The following is a 16,822-nucleotide window of genomic DNA, read 5'->3' on the forward strand; positions in this document are numbered from 1 at the left end:
CACATAATTTACAAGCTGCTAGAAACATTCCTTTTCTTCTTCCGCTGTTGTGGCCTTACCGGACCAGTAACCACGCTTCCCGGCTCAGGTAACGGCAGGTCAAAGTTCGGATTCATCATTTCAATTGCTGCACGGTTATAAACAGCAAGGTCAAGGGCTTCATTCCGCGCCCTGGTCTGAACCCAAACGGTATAAGGAATCCCGTTTTTGTAGCGGGTGACCAATTGCTCTGCCGTCAACTGTTTGAAATATTCTTCGTCATATACGAACGGGTCCGGGTTATCTGGATTCGGAAGTGGAAACCGACATGACCCAGGCTTTCCAGGTTCGATTGTAAGCGACGAAAATACCTTAGCCTTACCTTCGGCTACCCCAAGCCGGATAACCGTAGCACGGTGGACGTTGTTGTCTGTGGTGCCATTCAGAAGTGGCGTATGTGTACCGTCGCCGCTGTCCTCACCTTTAATCGCGTATATACCGCGTGAGGCACGAGGTTTGCACCACTTATAAACCTCGCGTGTGAAGTGTCCACCTGAGTCCATCAATGTTCGACGTATGCGAAACTTCCTGCCCGCTGCATCCTGCCATGTCCGGGACAGAAATTCGTCCAGATCATCCCAAACGTCCTGCAATTTCAGGTCACCATATACCCGGTGATACTGTATTCTCCAGCTAGAATAATCTTTTCCCCAGCCAATGACGTCAATTTCGAACCGATTGTCCTGCGTGTCCACCGCCGCAGTGAGGAATTTCACGCCCTCTGGAACCCGATGCATGTACATTTCACGGCGATTCAGGAGCAATTCATGTTCGACTTTTTCTCCTTCTTCCTCCCATGTCTCAGCCATCTTCGTGTTGAAAAAAGTTTTAAGGAGCTGCGGACCACCACGATGAGCCTTTTTGAAGTCGTTAACGATCTTCTTCCAGGTAATGTTGATCGTTCCCGCCAAGCTGTTCAAATGGAATCCGCGCGTGGTTGGGTGTTGTTTGCGAGCAACCCACTTGCCACGGTTCGCATAGTCCCGTTTCCACTCATGTTCCTCATGCATCGCGCCGCATTCTTTGCATACGTGATGTACAGACGTGCAGCTTGACGTTTCCTCGTCATACTTGAACTTGATCTGTTGCCATTTGAACGGCTGGTAAGCTTCGCATGAGGGGCAAGGCACACACCATTCTTCCATAGTGCTATCGTTGTAAAGTGTTTCGATCCGTGACGCGCCCTTGATGGTCGGGGTAGATACAAACACAAGCTTTTTGTTGTAGAACGTCTCAGTACGGGCAGTCACTAGGGAAACCGGGTCCCCCTCCTTACCTGCCGACACCGGGAAACGGTCGATTTCATCCGCGATGACCACTCGGATCGGCTTGGAAGCCAGGGAAGCGGGTGAATTCGCCCCTGCGATGTTGATCCTGCCGCCAGGATAGGACTTGTATAGGATTGTGTTCCGGCTATCTCGGCTTTTATCTTTTGTAATTAGCTTGGATAATTGCGGCGAATCCCGATACATCGGGGTCAAGCGGTCGTTGGAAAAGTCCTTCGCAACGGTTAAATCAGGCTGCACCACCATAATTGGAGCCGGATCATGGCCCGTAAAATAACCAATTGTATTGAGTTGGACAGCCGTTTTTCCGAGTTGAGCCCCCCACATCATAACGACCGACTCCACATTCTTGTCTGAAATGGCTTCCATCGGCACTTTCTGGAACGGAGAACGGCTTGTTTTCCAAGGTCCTTTCTCTGCCGAATCCTCGGGGGACAGAATCCGGTGTTCGTCTGCCCAATCTGCGATACTGATAGGTTCGGGAGGGGTAACCAGGCGTACGGCTTGTTGCAGGACCTTGAATGTCTGCCTGCGCTGCGCGTTCATTCTTTCTCCGCCAAAGGATCGTATTTACCAAGCTCGGTCAAAGCTTCATCAATCCTATTCTCAAGCAAGATTCTGATCGCTTTTTCATCCGTCATGTAAGCTAGTTCATTCGCAATCCTCGGCGGCAGTCCGCGCAGCCGTTCACGGAACGAAACAAGCAGCTCCCCCCAGGCATCCAGCACATCCCCCGTCGTATGCAGGTTGCCTCGCATCTTTTGCAGGTCCAGCATCGCCATTTCCTTTTTTATTTGCTCATGCGCCGCCTTTTCTTCTGCGAAACTTACCTTACCTTCCTCAGATGTCCCCGTCACATGCCGAATATATGCCTGAACGGAAGCAGCAAGGTCGTATTTTCCCCGACTTACCTGTGTAAGCACTCCATCTCGGGTTAATTGCCCGATCCATTGCTTGGTTTTGCCCACAATTGTTGCAAGTTCACTGGTCCCGACGATGCCCTCCGGCCTGTTCTCTCCTTTCCCCATATCTGACCACCTACTTTCCATTTATTCATCAAAATCACGGCACGCTATCAGACGCATTTTAAGCACCTTTTTAGCGGCGCATTAATAGAAGGGATAAATTATACAAGCACAATATAAAAAGCCCTCAGCAGGGATTACACGAAGCCTGCGGGGCTAAAAAAGGAAAGTGTTTTTCAAAATTAAAATCTGGACGTTTTTCGGGCTCATGCGCACCCGTACCCATTTTTAAGCTCCAGAAGGACCCGTTTTCCTCTCAGTCAGCCAAATTCGATTCACGCGCGCCCCTCCTCCTTTTTAATCTTTTAATCTTTAAATCTTTAAGACCTTGGTATAAAGGGTTAGGGCCAGCTTATGTTCATGTGCATCGAAGGAAGTGGTTGATGCACGAGTATTTTGACTGACTGTACATCCACCTTGTTGTCTTTAGCATACCGTTCCACCTTATCTGCTATCTCACGTTTTAATTGATCAAGGGGTATGTCATTCTTTAAATTAACATCCACTCTCAGTTCTCTGTTCTCCAATAGATTCATCTGTAAGTAGTAATTCTCTTCATGTTCCACAATCATCGTTATCATCCTTTCTGTTTTATGTATGAACAACAAATACACCGCCTTTTATGCAATGGGTCTTGTCCATTCAATAAAGCGGTGTATGTAATATATATATATTTCTTTAATTTTCTTTAAATCTTTCTTTAGAGGATGCGCTCTAATGAAGGAAAAGTTTCAGATAGTGTCATGGGTGTCACTATTAATAGTGTCATGGGTGTCACCAATATAGTGTCGTGGGTGTCACCATTAAGTATTAATTGTCTAGGGGGTGTATTATACCCCTCATATTTCACAGGAAACACAGTTAATCATTACTGCACATGGGATATAACTATATACTTACTAATGCGGTGTATATTCGTACACCTATGCAGTTAATATCATGGTCCTTCTATGATCTCCTCGTTGAATTTCAGAAGATTTTTGCGGCCCTCTTTCCCCTTCACCAAGAAACTCGTATCCACCAATGTTTGAATATCCCGTATAATCTGTCGGCGGCTACAACCAGTCAATTCCGACAGCTCAGTGAGCGACAGACTACAGTATTCACGATTCCAACCGTAGGTCCAGCGGCACACAGCTAAAACAATTTTCAATTGTGTTGCTGTTAACTCTGCTCCTAGGATGTAATCGTAACTCCGATTTGGGAAGCGTGTGAAGTGCTCCATATTATTCACATGCTTTTCTTATATTTTCACGGTGAATGACGTACCAATCACCATCAACAATTATCAATTCTCTTTCAACCAGACTGGAAATCAAATTACGGATCGTATCCAAACTCCAAAACGGAAATATTTCAACCCATTGCGCTTCTCGAACCACAACCCAGTGGCGACCATTTGAAAGGTTTGTTTTCATCGCAGCGTTATTGCTTTCCCAATCTATCAGGAACTGAATAAATATTGACTCTTCTAATCCGATTGATACTGCAATAAGTATCTGAAACGAAAGTCCAAACTCTCGAAAATCAGGGCTGATTTCAATTGAACGTTCAACCTTGAACAAGTCGTCAAATTCCATGCCAAGAGCGGAACAAATCTTCTCGCAGAACTTAATCCCGGGATCTCTCTTCTGATTGCATACCTGGTTTAAATAAGACTGCGTTACCCCAGCCTCTTTGGCTAGGGCAGACTGAGACAACCCCCTCTTGGCAAGAATGCTGGAGAACTCGTTAACATCTTTAAATACTATTTTCATATCAATACCCCCATATCAATCTATATACTTATTATATACTACAAAATATATTAAGTAAATTGATATAGAGGTATTAATGATAGTTATTACGGTGCCAAGACACCCGCAGTACGTAACTTACCCAGCAAAGAATTAAAGTCTCCAACAAGACCAGCCACATCCGTAGCTGTGCTATTGGCCTGTGCTGCTGCCTGCTTCACTGTACCGTTTGCTGCTGTTGTAGCTGCACTAACAGGCGTGCCTGCTCCTATAGCTGTGCGAGCTGCAGCCGCGTCTGCCACTGTCATGAGTTGCTTACCTAGTGCGGTCGCTCCTGATATATCCGCAACTGCTGGAGTGTAGTTGCCTGCCTTGGCATCTGTAACTGCTGTACCAACCTTTAGATTCGATGTACCTGCGCCAATGGCTGTACGGGCCGCAGAAGCATCAGCTACTTTCAGGAGATTCTTACCAACGTCACTTGCGTCAGTAATGCTGTCTACTGTTACAGAACCACCGCCACCACCTGACAGTCCAGCCACAGGCAATGGGTTATTCTTGCCCACAAGTGACAGCTCGCCGTTCTCTCCTTCAATGTAAATGCCCTTGCCTAAAAAGCTCTTATAACCATCCAATTTGCTCAACTCCGCTTCTATGTTATTGGGATTTGATAGATACTGAAATGCTTTGTTCTTTTCAGTACCGATAATGCTCATTTCCTTCTTGGCCTCAACCAAGTGATTCACATCTACCACCAACTCCCGGATTTCTTCCACTTGCATGAGCGGTTCAAGAAACTCCGGTATATCTCCGACAAAGCTTCCATATTGAAATAACCCGCGCGATGGAATCGGCGGGCCAATGTAAATTAATATGCTTTCTTCTATTGTTAACACCTCCTTCCTGGTGGAATTAGGGCAAAGAAAAAAGCACCTTTTGGGGTGCTTTACCATCATTTATTGTTTTTTAGATGTTCATCGTACTTTTTTAATAAACTCACTGTCGCGTTTAAGGAGGCATTAACAGCAGTACTTAAAATACTTGTCATTAAAATACTCTGTTCGTTCTTATCTTTTTCAGCTTTTTTAAACGTCTCGTAACTATTCAGAAGCTGTTCTTTTATCTTACTATTAACTTCTTTGGAGACCTCTGTAACAGCCTTTTCAAAATCGAATTCCAAGTTCATCACCTCCCATTTCCATCTATTGGTAGATGGAAGAATGGATTTAATAATATAGGATTCAAGACAGCAGTCGCTTAGGAACATTTTATTCTCTGATAGAATCTTTATCCCTAATTAATTTTCTCAAGGTTTTCCTCTTCATATAAAATTTATTACCTATCGAGTCATATGCGTATAGTCGCCTTACATTAACATCAATAGATTCAAAATTTTCAAAAACAGCTTGATGCAGATCACCTGGTTCAAGTTTTTTAGGAAGGCCAGGAACGTTAATCAAGAAACGGCTCATACCATCGATTTTTTTTGTGAAATCGCCCCCAAAACCCGCTAGGTATACAGCTTTTGTCCCATAATTAACAAATTCATAATAAAGAACTTCATATGGATTATCATAGATATTTGTTGTGAATCCAAAAAAACCTGTGACTCTAATTTTACCCTTATCTCTAATTGTATTCACAACATTCCATATAAAAACTAAAGTAGAGATAAGGGCTGCATAGCCAGCAATAATTAATGTAATGATATCTTTTTGAGTCATCCTGTCTTCTCCCTTGAAAAAACGCTGTTAAGCAAACTACAACTTTAACCAGTCTCGTACTTCCTTGAGACCTTTGTACGCTTTTGATAAGGGGCTATTATCTTCCAAATATTCAATACCTCTTAAAGTGATTTTGGAGGCATTTAACCAAACAATTCTGCCTCCTGCTATTGCAACGTTCGTTAGTAGTCCTTCATCCTTGATAATTTGAGCAATGTCAGCAAATTCATTTTGGGATAATCCATAATCATCTGCTTTTGGATCGTTGCCTTCCTGCACCTCTTTTAAAATACTGTAAATAACTTTTTTCCTATTCATGATCTCCCTCCTCATTACCATATAGCCTTCCTAAAGGAACACTTACTTTGAATAGTGAATAAGCACCTCGAAGGTTCTATCATTCGAGAAGTATTTAATATCATGAACCATCTCATCGGAAAGAGTTTGGAGAAAAGTATTTATTTCTTTCTCTAGCTCAGAGTAATTTCGGTTACAGAATATCTTTACTTGCGCCTTTTTACTCATAACATTCACCTCCCTTCGACACAACATTTCGACACATAGGAAGGATATTCCTTTTTATGCGCCGAAAGTATTAGTTCGAAAGGAGGTATGTCTTTTGTTGCAATGGATTGAGAACAATTTGAAAACTGCGATCATAGCCGCTATCGCCCTTGCTTTCATCATTTCTGCAGGAAACTATGTGCTGCAAAATGTCCCTACATTCACGAACAAACTGGGACCATCTTTTGAAATGATGGATTCCAAATAGCGCCCTGCGGACTTGAACCGCACATTTACCTTTAGGCGCTGTAAAGTCCCCGGAGCTGATCCGGGGATAAACACTACTGCAGCTCTTTGACTACCTTGGCAATATGAGCAGGAATCGTAAAACCTTCGCTTTCCGTCAATGAACCATCCGCATGCAGCTTGATAGCTAACTGGTCGTATTCACCCGTGCCTGTAGGGACAACAGGGTTGCCGTATGCGTGTGGACCTGCAAAGCTTACTACTTTACCAGTGGGGCTATATTTAAGGGCCTCAGCCTCGGTGTTAGCCACCTTAAAGATATTATCCGTACCAAGATACCCATAACCACCATTACGTACTGCGCTTGCTTCTGTACTCATTACAAAACACTTCCTTTTCTATTATTTTTGCGCACAAAAAAGAGCAGCGTATCTACGCCACTCTCTGTGCGTATACTCCTTCTTGGATTCGAACCAAGGACCGCGGCTGTATAAGAACCGAACTCTAACCACTGAGTTAAAGGAGCATATAAGGACGGTAATTATTTCACGGCGGTTACCGTCAATCGCTATAGTCCGTATTACGTACGGATCAAAATGCCGCCCTTATTTATGGGGTATTATGACCCACTTTACGGCTGTCTCGAATTTGTTGTAATTAGTTTCGATGTGGGCGAGGCGTGTATCGCGGCCTTGCGTCTGTTCCGCCACCACATCATGATATAAGCTTTGTTGGAATCCGGTACTTGCTTACGCGCCCGGCTGCGCTCCTGATCCACTCTTTAGCGGCTAGGATCACCGCCTGCATGAGGAATGCGCTCGTCAGGCGCACATTAGCAAGAATGGAGTAATGGAAATAGAAAGAGTAGCATACCCGCTTGTCCTACCCTTGCGGCTCTCTGTAGGTCTTATAGCAAGGGGCTAACTGGTGCCGCTCGTCTTACGCCTACCACCGTCAAACAGGTATATGTTTGTGTCGGGTGCTGCTCTCTCTTTGTTTTCCATGTTACTAATTTACCATGCGCAAAACCTAATAGATCACAATTATTTTCATTTTACGATCAATTTTCACGTAATTTTTTTTCAATTCAAAAGTTTGCGAGAATACTATTTCTTTGATAATGTAAAGATATGATTTATATATGTAAAATAAATATCTGGGATGGTGTTAAAATGGGCTTTTCGTACAAACCGCTTTGGAAGTTGTTAATTGAAAGGGATATGAACAAAGAGGATTTACGGCTTCAACTAGGGATATCTACTACAACAATGGCGAAAATGGGCAAAGATGAAAATATATCGTTTGAAGTGTTGAACAAGATATGTACGCATTTCGGCGTGCAGCCAAGCGATATAATCGAGCATAAGGCTGGTGAACAATAATGCCTGTATATAAGAATGATGAGACTGGAAAATGGGACTTCAAAGTAAACTACAAAGAGAATGGGAAGTACAAACAAAAGATGCGTCGTGGTTTCAGAACTCAAAAAGAAGCAAAAGCGGCGATGAGCGAAATGGAGAACGATCTAAACAAGGGTACTTTTATTGAACAGTCAAAGACACTCTACAAGGATTTCATGGAAAGTTTTTTAAACGATAAGAAGATGCATGTTAAGCGAGGCACTATGACTACATATAGCAGCATGATTAACAATCATATTCTGCCCGCACTTGGACACCTTACCATTAGCAGTATCACACCACGCCACATCCAAGACTTTTATAATGATTTGCATTCTAATGGGAAACTATCGGATGAAAACATTCAAAAGTGCCACACAATTATTAATGAATCCATGAAGAAAGCAGCTTCTTGGGAAATGATCAGCAAAAATCCTGTTTCGTTAGTTGAACGTCCTAAAGCTCGAAAAAAGGAAATGCAGGTATGGACCTTGGAACAGGCACATGCTTTCCTAGAAGCTTCAAAAGACGATATGTATTATATTGTGTTCCTTCTTGCTCTAACTACCGGAATGCGTAAGGGAGAGATATTAGGACTTCGCTGGAAGGACGTGGATTTCGATAAGAGAACTATATCAATTACTCAGATTATGAGTAGTGACGGTAAGGATTTTCAAGTTGGTGCTAAGACGATCTCGGGCAGCAGGTTAATCCGCGTGGATTCAGAAACAATGGAGGCTTTACGACTTCATAAAATACGCACCAATGAAAAGAAGATGAGTAACAAGCTTGTTTACACCGACCTTGGGTTAGTGGTGTCAACATCATTAGGTACTCCCGTATCTCCTCGAAACATTAGCCGCACTTTTGACAGAATAATAGCTAACTCAAAGTTGAAGAAAATAAGGTTCCACGATCTGCGACATTCACACGTTACCTTTCTTATAAAGAATAGAGAAACGCCTCAGGTTATTGCAGAACGAATGGGCTGGTCTGATACTCGCATGATCGACAATTACGCCCATATCTTGCCCGACATTCAGGAGGATACTGCTGACATGTTTGGACGATCATTTTACAAGAAAGCATGAATCATATTTTGATACGAATTTTGATACGAAAGTAGGTTCCTAGACATACTTAAACCTACTGAACATCTGTTCGTGCGAACACTATAAACCCTTTATTTCATTGGTTTTTTACCGTAACCTACCGAACGTTACTTATCAGGGTATGATCTTGACAGGGTAAGGGTCATGGGTTCGATCCCCATCCGTCCTATTCGTCAAAAGCCTTGATTCTCAAGGCTTTTTTTATTTGTCTAGAGATAAAGCGAGTTATCCTGAGAAAAGAAGATAGGTCATTGACTAAGATTTAGTCAATAACCTATTTTTTAATTAAAATCATACTTATAAGATAAAAAAGCCGCCCGGAAAAATAGGGTCGACTTTTCTGTATACTCAGATCATTTGCACTTTAACAGCACCACTTCTTCAACAAAGCCTTTCACCTTGATCCTTCTATTATATAGAGGAAAAAAAGCAGAACCATCAGCACAATACGTATAGAACTCTTAGATTACGATATAAACCGCCCCGCTCTCACTATCAATCTCCGTGGGGTAAGCAGTCACACATCCAGTATCCGGCTCTTGCACCCGGCCAGTGGAAAGGTCAACTTTCCAGTCATGGAGCGGACAATGGACCGCTGAGCCACATATCATTCCTTCGGATAACCGCCCCCCTTTGTGCGGACAACGATTCTCAAGCGCATGCACGCTGCCATCGCTCAGACGGAATACAGCTATCTCTGTATTATGAATGCGAACTGTCCTTGCTCCACGTCGGTCAATTTCGTTCAGATCAGCTATTCTGACTCTGTTGGTTGTCGTATTGGTCTCCATTTTGTCAGCCCCCTATTCCGTTACTGCCTTAAGTTCCGGCAACTGTACAAAATTTTTGCGCAGCTCTTCGTTGTGAATAATTTCGTGCCACGGATCAGTCGTCGTGCTTAACGTCTCTTCAATTCTGGTCACCAGTTGTTTCCTCGTCTCTGCATTCGCGAGTGCCTGTTTGACGGATTCAACTCCGACACGTTCCACCCAATGGGCTGTGCGTTCGTTCCAATTGGCCTGCTCGCGATAATACTGCAGATAGGCACCGGTCCATTCCATTACTTCATCCTCGGTTTTAACGGTACAAAGCAGTTCAGCTGCCCGAACCTTAATACCGCCGTTACCTCCAACGTAGATCCCCCAGCCACCGTCAATAGCAACGACGCCTAAATCCTTTATCGTCGCTTCAGCGCAGTTACGCGGGCAACCAGATACAGCCAGTTTGACTTTGGATGGCGCATTCAGCCGTTCAAATGCCTTTTCCAACCGAATGCCCATACCCATAGCATCCTGAGTGCCAAAGCGGCAAAAGGTGTTACCTACGCACGTCTTAACCGTTCGCAGCGTCTTTCCATAGGCATATCCAGACGGCATATCCAACTCGGCCCAGATCCCCGGCAAATCCTCCTTTTTCACACCAAGCAGGTCAAGACGTTGGCCACCCGTAAATTTAACCAGAGGCACATTGTATTTTTCTGCGACAGCAGCAATTTTCTTCAGGTCGGCAGGTGAAGTAACTCCTCCATAAATGCGGGGCACGACAGAATAGGTGCCATCTTTCTGTATATTGGCATGGTACCGTTCATTCGTGAATCTGGATTCCTTCTCATCCTCATAATCGATCGGCCATACCATACCTAGATAATAATTGAGGGCCGGACGACATTTCGTGCAACCTTCCGGTTCGTTCCATCCCAGCACATTCATCACTTCTTTAACGCTCTTCAATCCCATCTCTCGAATGCCATCAATGATCGCTTCCCGGTCAAGCGTCGTACAACTACAAATCCCCTCTTTCAGCGTTTCTCCGGCTTCTGCACCTGCGTATAGCTGTAAGAGTCCCTCCACTAATGGCTTGCAGCCGCCACATGATGCCGATGCCTTCGTACATGCCTTAATCTCCCCGACACTCCGGCAGCCAGCCGCAACCGCCTCTCCAATGTCACCCTTGGATACACCATTACATCCGCATACAATTTCGTCATCAGGCATCTGCTCCAGCATCATGGCGCCACTAGCTTCAGGTTGACCGGGATTGAAGCCAAGTAATAACTCTTTCTCTCGGCCAACCACCGACTCGCCACTTTTGATCAAAGAAAACAGCATGGCTCCGTCAGACGTATCCCCAAACAGAACGGCTCCGATCAGTTTTTCGTCCTTGATCACGATTTTTTTGTAGACGCCGCCAATATCATCCTGATACCGCAGGGAACGTGTTCCCGGTTCATCCTTGTAATGCCCTGCTGAAAACACGTCGACACCCGATACCTTCAACCTTGTAGAAGTGACGGAACCACTGTAGCCGGGAGTCTCCATTCCCGCGAGCCGCTGAGCCAGCACACCACCCTGCTCGTATAATGGAGCTACCAGTCCGTAAGTGATTCCCTGGTGTTCTGCACATTCGCCAACGGCGTATATGCCAGGGACATTCGTTTCCATGTAATCATTTACGATGATGCCACGGTTTACAGGAATTCCCGCCGACACCGCCAGTTCAATGTCTGGTCTGATGCCTACCGCCATAACGATCAAGTCTGCTTCCAGCTCACTGCCATCGGCAAATTTCAATCCTTCCACGCGACGACGGCCCGTAATAGCCGCCGTTCGCTTATTGACCAGAAAAGTCATTCCCTGCTCCTCCAGCTCGCGCCGGAGCATAAGGGAAGCAGCCTCATCCAGCTGCCGATCCATAATATATCCGTTAATATGAATAACTGTGACGTCCATCCCCAAGTTAAGCAGCCCCCTAGCTGCCTCTAGCCCAAGCAATCCGCCGCCGATAACAGCTGCTTTTTTGTGCGTCTTTGCCGTCTCCATCATCGTTTCACAGTCACGAATATCCCTAAAACCGATAACACCCTCCTTGTCGGCCCCTGGAAGCGGCAGAATAAAGGCTTTAGAACCTGTTGCCAACAACAACAAATCATAAGAGATGCATACGCCGGAGCGCGACGTCACCTGCTGCTTTTCCGTATTGATGGCTGTGACAGGATCATCGGTATACAATCGAATATTGTTGTCTTCATACCAACTCCAGTCGTTAATGACAATATCCTGCAAACCAGCCCCTCCCGCCAGAACGGAGGACAGCATGATCCGGTTATAGTTTGGATGGGGCTCGGCCCCGAATACCGTAATCTCATAGCTACCTGGTGCAAGCTTCAGCAAATGTTCGAGAGTGCGTATCCCCGCCATTCCGTTGCCGATCAACACTAACTTTTGGATATCGTTCATCAGGTCACTTCCCTTCCATTTGTATCCTCAAAACATAAAAAGCCTGCTTCACATATGGGGATTCAAAATATCCCTCCACATGAGAAAACAGGCTCCATTGCCGTTTCATCGAATACGCCGTTGTATCCATCAGAGTATGGAATTAAAAAGTATTGTAGCTAATATATAATGCTTCAAATGATATGTCAACATTCCTTACGCATTAACTTATAAAAAATTATATTTTATCACCATGTAACATATCTATGACGTATAAAATATCACTCCCCTACAAAATTAGGATTGATTTTCAGTCCAAAACACGCCAAAATGGTTTAAAAGTCCGTTTTAGCTTGATGATGATGAAAAAAATAAGCAGGCAGACAAAATCTTATGTCATATTTGTTATCAATGATTACTATCCCCATCGCTAACTACCCTTCATGTTACAGAGAGGAGGAGCCCGCTTGCGTTCCTTGTTGGTAATTCACTTACATTCTGACTATGTATCTGAGCAGACACACGCCGTTTCCTCATGGCAGGCAGGACCTGAGCACCTTTTAGAGTCCAACGGATACCTAACCCTGCCCTGCCGCAATGAATCTGAAATCAAACAGCTAATTCTTAATGCAGACGCGGCGGTACTAAACATACCTGTCGGCACTATCAGCATATGGAGTGGCAGGCTGGAGCAAGCCAAAGCGATCCCATTGCTCTGGTGGTGCAGCGCAGAATCAGCGCTATCATCGACAGAGGCCTGTGAAGCTGATGTCACTGTCGATGGCATTCTAACCCCTTCTATGGCAGCCCATGAGCTGAATTGGGCTCTTCATTTTAGCGCCAAACGCTTTTTTGAACGCCAGCACTGGCAAAGTGAACGCAAGCAACTGACCGCTCGGCTGGAAGAACGCAAATGGATTGATATGGCGAAAGGAATACTTGGGGAAGTAAACGGTATCCCGGAAGCGGAAGCATATGATGTGCTACGCAAAAAAGCAATGAACGAACGCAAACGTATCGTTGATGTGGCCATCTCCATCGTCAAAGCACAGCAAATGCTAAAAGCATAAATCTGAAAGGGGCCCGAACATGAATATCATTGAAATATTAAAAGAAGTTGGTCGCGGCAAAAGGGGCGCCCGGGATCTGAATTACGCCGAAGCCGAAGCTGCTGCCGAACTTATTATGACCCAGTCAGCAACCCCTGCTCAAATCGGAGCTTTCTTTGCCGCGGAGCGCATTAAAATGGAGAGTGTTGCCGAGTTGGAAGCATTTGTAAACATCTGCCGTAAATATACCCATCGCTTTCCGATGCAGGAAGGGATTGATTTCGCCGGTCCGTACGATGGCAGAAAGTCTTCATTTATCGCCACCTTCGCAACGGCCTTTCTACTCGCCTCATGCGGAATTCCTGTAACGATGCATGGCAGTGCACCTCTCCCTCCCAAATGGGGTGTTACGCTCCCGCTTTTGCTGCAGGAAATGGGGGTAACGTCCCGGAACATGACACGTGAAACCGCCATTCATGCCGCGAAGCTGACTGGTGTACTGTTCGTTGCCTCCGAACAGTGGTGCGCGCCCCTGCGAGATATGCGGCCCATTCGCGAAGAGCTGGGGCTTCGCACAGTGCTGAATACTGCCGAGAAACTGGTTGATTACGGTTCTTCCCCGTATATTGTATTCGGCGTTTTCCACAATACTGTGCTCGAGAAGACGGCGAAACTCATGCAAAATCTGAATTACCGCAGGGCTCTGATCGTCCAGGGGAGCGAAGGATCGGAGGATCTGTTCATCGATCGGCCGACCCGGACTTACCTGCTTGCTAACGGCGAGGTATCACTACAGGTTATTGATCCGGAAATGTACGGGCTGGATTCGGTGGTACCCGAGCATAACTGGACCCCCGCTGAACAGCTGCGCATTACGGAGGAAGTGCTGCAAGGCACAGCTTCTATAGCCTTTTCGAATCAAGTGTTACTCAACAGTGCGGTCCGACTGTTCGTTGCAGGGCGAGTCGACTCCATAGAGGAAGGTTTGTATACCTGCAAACCGCTGCTAGAAAACGGGGACGCCTGGGGTTTGTATTGTCACTGGCGGGAAGCTATGCTCAGAAAAGAAATAAAAACAGGAGCAAGCAGATCCGAAACCCGAATGCATTTTTAATTATTGGCGTCACGCAGTCTAGGGATTGCGGGCCCTAAACTGTCCAACCCAAAAAGGCCAGCTCCCTCACTCATACAAAGGGGGCTGGCCTTTTATGCAAAGAAAAAGTCACTTACTCAGTCCTGCTCTAGAACTCAGACCATTCCCCATTATCTGCACTGGTCGCGGCTACGGCCAGGTGAAGGGGACGGATGCGTACAGCAGTCGTTTTGAAGCCAGGCATCCGGCAGAACGGATCAAGATCGGGTCGGGTCGCCCGATTTACATTTTGTATCCCACCCCAATGCATGGGCACGAAGAGCGTATCTTCGCGGATATGTGGTTTGATCCGGCCGCGGACAGTGAAGCTGCCGCGCTGTGATGCTATTTCTACCCACTCCCCGTCCCTGATATGCCAGCGTCGCGCTGTCCGCGGATGAATTTCCACATAATTCTCAATCTCTCGTGCGGCCAGCGACGGACTTCTGCGCGTTTGTGCACCGGTCAAATAGTGAGCCAGCACGCGGCCGTTCGTCAAAATAAGCGGGTACTCCTCGGATATCTCCTCTCCTGCTCCACAGCTTTCAACCACCGTAAAAACAGCCTTTTGATCGGAATGGGCAAAGGTTTCCCGAAACATCGTATCCATACCGGCTCTGTCCGTAGACGGGCATGGCCAATATACCCCTTCTTCACGACGCAACCTGTCATATGTGATCCCATAATAATCGGCAGGACCGCCCCGGCTGGCAAGCCGCAGTTCTTCAAAGATATGCTCAGCATCCCTGTACGAGAAATAGCTGCCCTTGTTTAGCTTTGCAGCTACCTGACACAAAATGTTCCAGTCATCTCTAGCCTCGCCTGGTGCGGACCTCGCCGCTTCCCGTAGCAGAACGCGGCCCTCCAGATTGGTCATCGTCCCCGTATTCTCCAAATAAGACGTCACAGGCAAAACAACGTCGGCCATCCGCGCGGTTTCAGTGAGAAACATATCCGCCACAACCAGCAGATTCAGCTTTTTGAGGGCTTCCTCCACCAGCCGGACATTCGGGTTAGATACAACAGGATTAGAGCCCATCACGAACAAAGCTTGGATTTCTCTCTGATGGACAAGCTCCATCATTTCATAGGCGGACACTCCCTTACCCGGTAAACTGCTTGGTTTTACTCCCCACACGGACGCCACATAGGCTCGATCTTCTTCATCCTCAATTGATCTGTAACCAGGAAGCTGGTCAGCCTTTTGGCCGTGCTCTCGCCCCCCTTGCCCGTTTCCCTGACCTGTAATAGCTCCATAACCGCACCCTTCCCTTCCAATCTTGCCAGTGGCCAGCACCAGATTAAGAAATGCACGCACCGCCATATGTCCATCTGTCTGCTGTTCAACACCCCTGGCCGTAAAAACGATGCCGGTCTCCACACTGCCAAAGGCATGTGCTGCCTGCCGGATCATTTCTACTTCAATTCCACACAGCGCAGCTGATTCGTTCAGATCCACACCCTTCAAATGAGTCAACAGCTGATCATAGCCGTTGGTCCGCTTGCGGATAAACTCTTCATTCGCAAATCCTTCGTCCATGATGACCTTTAGCATGGCATTGGCCAGTACAGCATCCATACCTGGCTTGATTTGCAGGTGCAGATCGGCGGCCGCCGCCGTTGGCGTCACGCGCGGGTCAATTACAATGACAAACGCACCGTTTTCCTTCGCCTGATGAAAATAAGGCATTAAGGTCGGCTGGCATTCAGCGATATTCGTGCCTGCAAGCACAATACAACGAGCCAACGGAATATCAGCCAGTCTGCAGGTCAGTCCGCGATCAACGCCAAACACTTTACTGCCAGCGGATGCCGCTGCCGACATGCAGAAGCGCCCGTTATAATCGATATATCGCGTACCTACAGCTACTCTTGCAAATTTACCGAGTAAATAAGCCGTTTCATTGGAGAGTGAACCTCCACCGTAAATTCCGATTGCATCGGGACCCTGTGTGGACAGTAGCGTAGAGAAACTGCTAGCTATAGTATCCAACGCCTCCTCCCACTTGACGGGAACAAGTTTGCCCTCTTTGCGTATGAGGGGCTGTACCAGCCTTTCCGCATGAGTCGCATGCTGATGCGCATTCATTCCCTTGATGCACAGCCTACCCTGCGAGGCTGCATTAGCCTTCCCTTCCGCCTTATACACTGTACGGATGATACCCGCAAGTGTCTCCGTACCCGCACTAACGGTCATCTTACATTGCACGCTGCAAAACGGGCACTGCGTATCCATTACTGACGATACATGTAGCCCAGCTTCCGGTTTGCCTTCTCCTGACTGACGCATCAAAGTCACCTCCCCTTCGCCATTTTTCGGAATTTTATTGTCTGCACACGATAGAATATCGCCA

General features: G+C 46.3%; 18 protein-coding genes and 1 tRNA gene. 5 read left to right on the forward strand and 14 right to left on the reverse strand.

What is annotated here, in order from left to right; genetic code table 11:
* Positions 1 to 8 precede the first annotated feature (8 nt).
* The 9 genes from MKY24_RS16885 to MKY24_RS16925 form a co-directional block, all read right to left on the reverse strand.
* Positions 9 to 1,871 (reverse strand): phage terminase large subunit family protein, encoded by a 1,863-nt coding sequence (locus tag MKY24_RS16885; RefSeq protein WP_339200464.1) that lies wholly within the window; start codon positions 1,869 to 1,871, stop codon positions 9 to 11.
* Positions 1,868 to 2,353 carry a hypothetical protein gene (locus tag MKY24_RS16890; RefSeq protein ID WP_339200465.1) on the reverse strand — a complete coding sequence of 162 codons (486 nt, stop codon included), beginning with the start codon at positions 2,351 to 2,353 and terminating at the stop codon, positions 1,868 to 1,870. Before MKY24_RS16890 ends, MKY24_RS16885 begins: the two co-directional genes overlap by 4 nt.
* A gap of 338 nt (positions 2,354 to 2,691) precedes the next feature.
* Positions 2,692 to 2,931, reverse strand: coding sequence for a hypothetical protein (locus MKY24_RS16895; RefSeq protein ID WP_339200467.1), 240 nt, complete (start codon positions 2,929 to 2,931; stop codon positions 2,692 to 2,694).
* A 356-nt stretch (positions 2,932 to 3,287) separates the two neighbouring features.
* Positions 3,288 to 3,575 carry a replication protein gene (locus tag MKY24_RS16900; protein ID WP_339200468.1) on the reverse strand — a complete coding sequence of 96 codons (288 nt, stop codon included), beginning with the start codon at positions 3,573 to 3,575 and terminating at the stop codon, positions 3,288 to 3,290.
* Between the two features lies 1 nt (position 3,576).
* Entirely contained in the window at positions 3,577 to 4,107 is a 531-nt protein-coding gene (locus MKY24_RS16905) for a helix-turn-helix transcriptional regulator (protein WP_339200469.1), read from the reverse strand.
* Between the two features lie 86 nt (positions 4,108 to 4,193).
* Positions 4,194 to 4,982: a head fiber protein gene (locus MKY24_RS16910; RefSeq protein ID WP_339200470.1), complete on the reverse strand. Its 789-nt coding sequence runs from the start codon at positions 4,980 to 4,982 to the stop codon at positions 4,194 to 4,196.
* Positions 4,983 to 5,038: 56 nt separating this feature from the next.
* The gene (locus MKY24_RS16915) at positions 5,039 to 5,266 is read right to left on the reverse strand and encodes a hypothetical protein (RefSeq protein WP_339200471.1); all 228 of its coding nucleotides are present in this window, start codon (positions 5,264 to 5,266) and stop codon (positions 5,039 to 5,041) included.
* An 88-nt stretch (positions 5,267 to 5,354) separates the two neighbouring features.
* Positions 5,355 to 5,810, reverse strand: coding sequence for a hypothetical protein (locus MKY24_RS16920; RefSeq protein WP_339200472.1), 456 nt, complete (start codon positions 5,808 to 5,810; stop codon positions 5,355 to 5,357).
* 36 nt (positions 5,811 to 5,846) lie between these two features.
* Positions 5,847 to 6,128, reverse strand: a complete 282-nt coding sequence (locus tag MKY24_RS16925) for a YjcQ family protein (protein ID WP_339200474.1) — start codon at positions 6,126 to 6,128, stop codon at positions 5,847 to 5,849.
* Positions 6,129 to 6,429: 301 nt separating this feature from the next.
* On the opposite strand from MKY24_RS16925, the gene MKY24_RS16930 reads away from it, so the two are divergent.
* The gene (locus MKY24_RS16930; protein ID WP_339200475.1) at positions 6,430 to 6,582 is read left to right on the forward strand and encodes a hypothetical protein; all 153 of its coding nucleotides are present in this window, start codon (positions 6,430 to 6,432) and stop codon (positions 6,580 to 6,582) included.
* 73 nt (positions 6,583 to 6,655) lie between these two features.
* Here the strand turns inward: MKY24_RS16930 and MKY24_RS16935 are convergent, their stop codons facing one another.
* Complete coding sequence (locus MKY24_RS16935; RefSeq protein ID WP_339200477.1) at positions 6,656 to 6,940, reverse strand: hypothetical protein; 285 nt, start codon at positions 6,938 to 6,940, stop codon at positions 6,656 to 6,658.
* Positions 6,941 to 7,013: 73 nt separating this feature from the next.
* Positions 7,014 to 7,086: transfer RNA gene (locus MKY24_RS16940), tRNA-Ile, on the reverse strand.
* A gap of 646 nt (positions 7,087 to 7,732) precedes the next feature.
* Here MKY24_RS16940 and MKY24_RS16945 point away from each other — a divergent pair.
* Positions 7,733 to 7,942, forward strand: a complete 210-nt coding sequence (locus MKY24_RS16945) for a helix-turn-helix transcriptional regulator (protein ID WP_339200478.1) — start codon at positions 7,733 to 7,735, stop codon at positions 7,940 to 7,942.
* Complete coding sequence (locus MKY24_RS16950; protein ID WP_229524469.1) at positions 7,942 to 9,051, forward strand: site-specific integrase; 1,110 nt, start codon at positions 7,942 to 7,944, stop codon at positions 9,049 to 9,051. The genes MKY24_RS16945 and MKY24_RS16950 overlap by 1 nt, the downstream gene beginning before the upstream one ends.
* A gap of 482 nt (positions 9,052 to 9,533) precedes the next feature.
* Here the strand turns inward: MKY24_RS16950 and nirD are convergent, their stop codons facing one another.
* Complete coding sequence (nirD, locus tag MKY24_RS16955; RefSeq protein ID WP_025724005.1) at positions 9,534 to 9,863, reverse strand: nitrite reductase small subunit NirD; 330 nt, start codon at positions 9,861 to 9,863, stop codon at positions 9,534 to 9,536.
* A gap of 12 nt (positions 9,864 to 9,875) precedes the next feature.
* Positions 9,876 to 12,308 carry a nitrite reductase large subunit NirB gene (nirB, locus tag MKY24_RS16960; protein WP_053325727.1) on the reverse strand — a complete coding sequence of 811 codons (2,433 nt, stop codon included), beginning with the start codon at positions 12,306 to 12,308 and terminating at the stop codon, positions 9,876 to 9,878.
* A gap of 446 nt (positions 12,309 to 12,754) precedes the next feature.
* On the opposite strand from nirB, the gene MKY24_RS16965 reads away from it, so the two are divergent.
* Together MKY24_RS16965 and MKY24_RS16970 are read left to right on the forward strand one after the other, a co-directional pair.
* Positions 12,755 to 13,357 (forward strand): ANTAR domain-containing protein, encoded by a 603-nt coding sequence (locus MKY24_RS16965; protein ID WP_023989349.1) that lies wholly within the window; start codon positions 12,755 to 12,757, stop codon positions 13,355 to 13,357.
* A 19-nt stretch (positions 13,358 to 13,376) separates the two neighbouring features.
* Positions 13,377 to 14,450, forward strand: a complete 1,074-nt coding sequence (locus MKY24_RS16970; protein ID WP_028540535.1) for an anthranilate phosphoribosyltransferase — start codon at positions 13,377 to 13,379, stop codon at positions 14,448 to 14,450.
* A gap of 127 nt (positions 14,451 to 14,577) precedes the next feature.
* On the opposite strand, the gene MKY24_RS16975 is transcribed toward MKY24_RS16970, so the two are convergent.
* Positions 14,578 to 16,758 (reverse strand): molybdopterin oxidoreductase family protein, encoded by a 2,181-nt coding sequence (locus MKY24_RS16975; RefSeq protein WP_339200480.1) that lies wholly within the window; start codon positions 16,756 to 16,758, stop codon positions 14,578 to 14,580.
* Positions 16,759 to 16,822: the final 64 nt, after the last annotated feature.

Origin of the sequence: Paenibacillus sp. FSL P2-0322, assembly GCF_037975315.1 — a bacterium.
Lineage (GTDB): Bacteria > Bacillota > Bacilli > Paenibacillales > Paenibacillaceae > Paenibacillus > Paenibacillus polymyxa_B.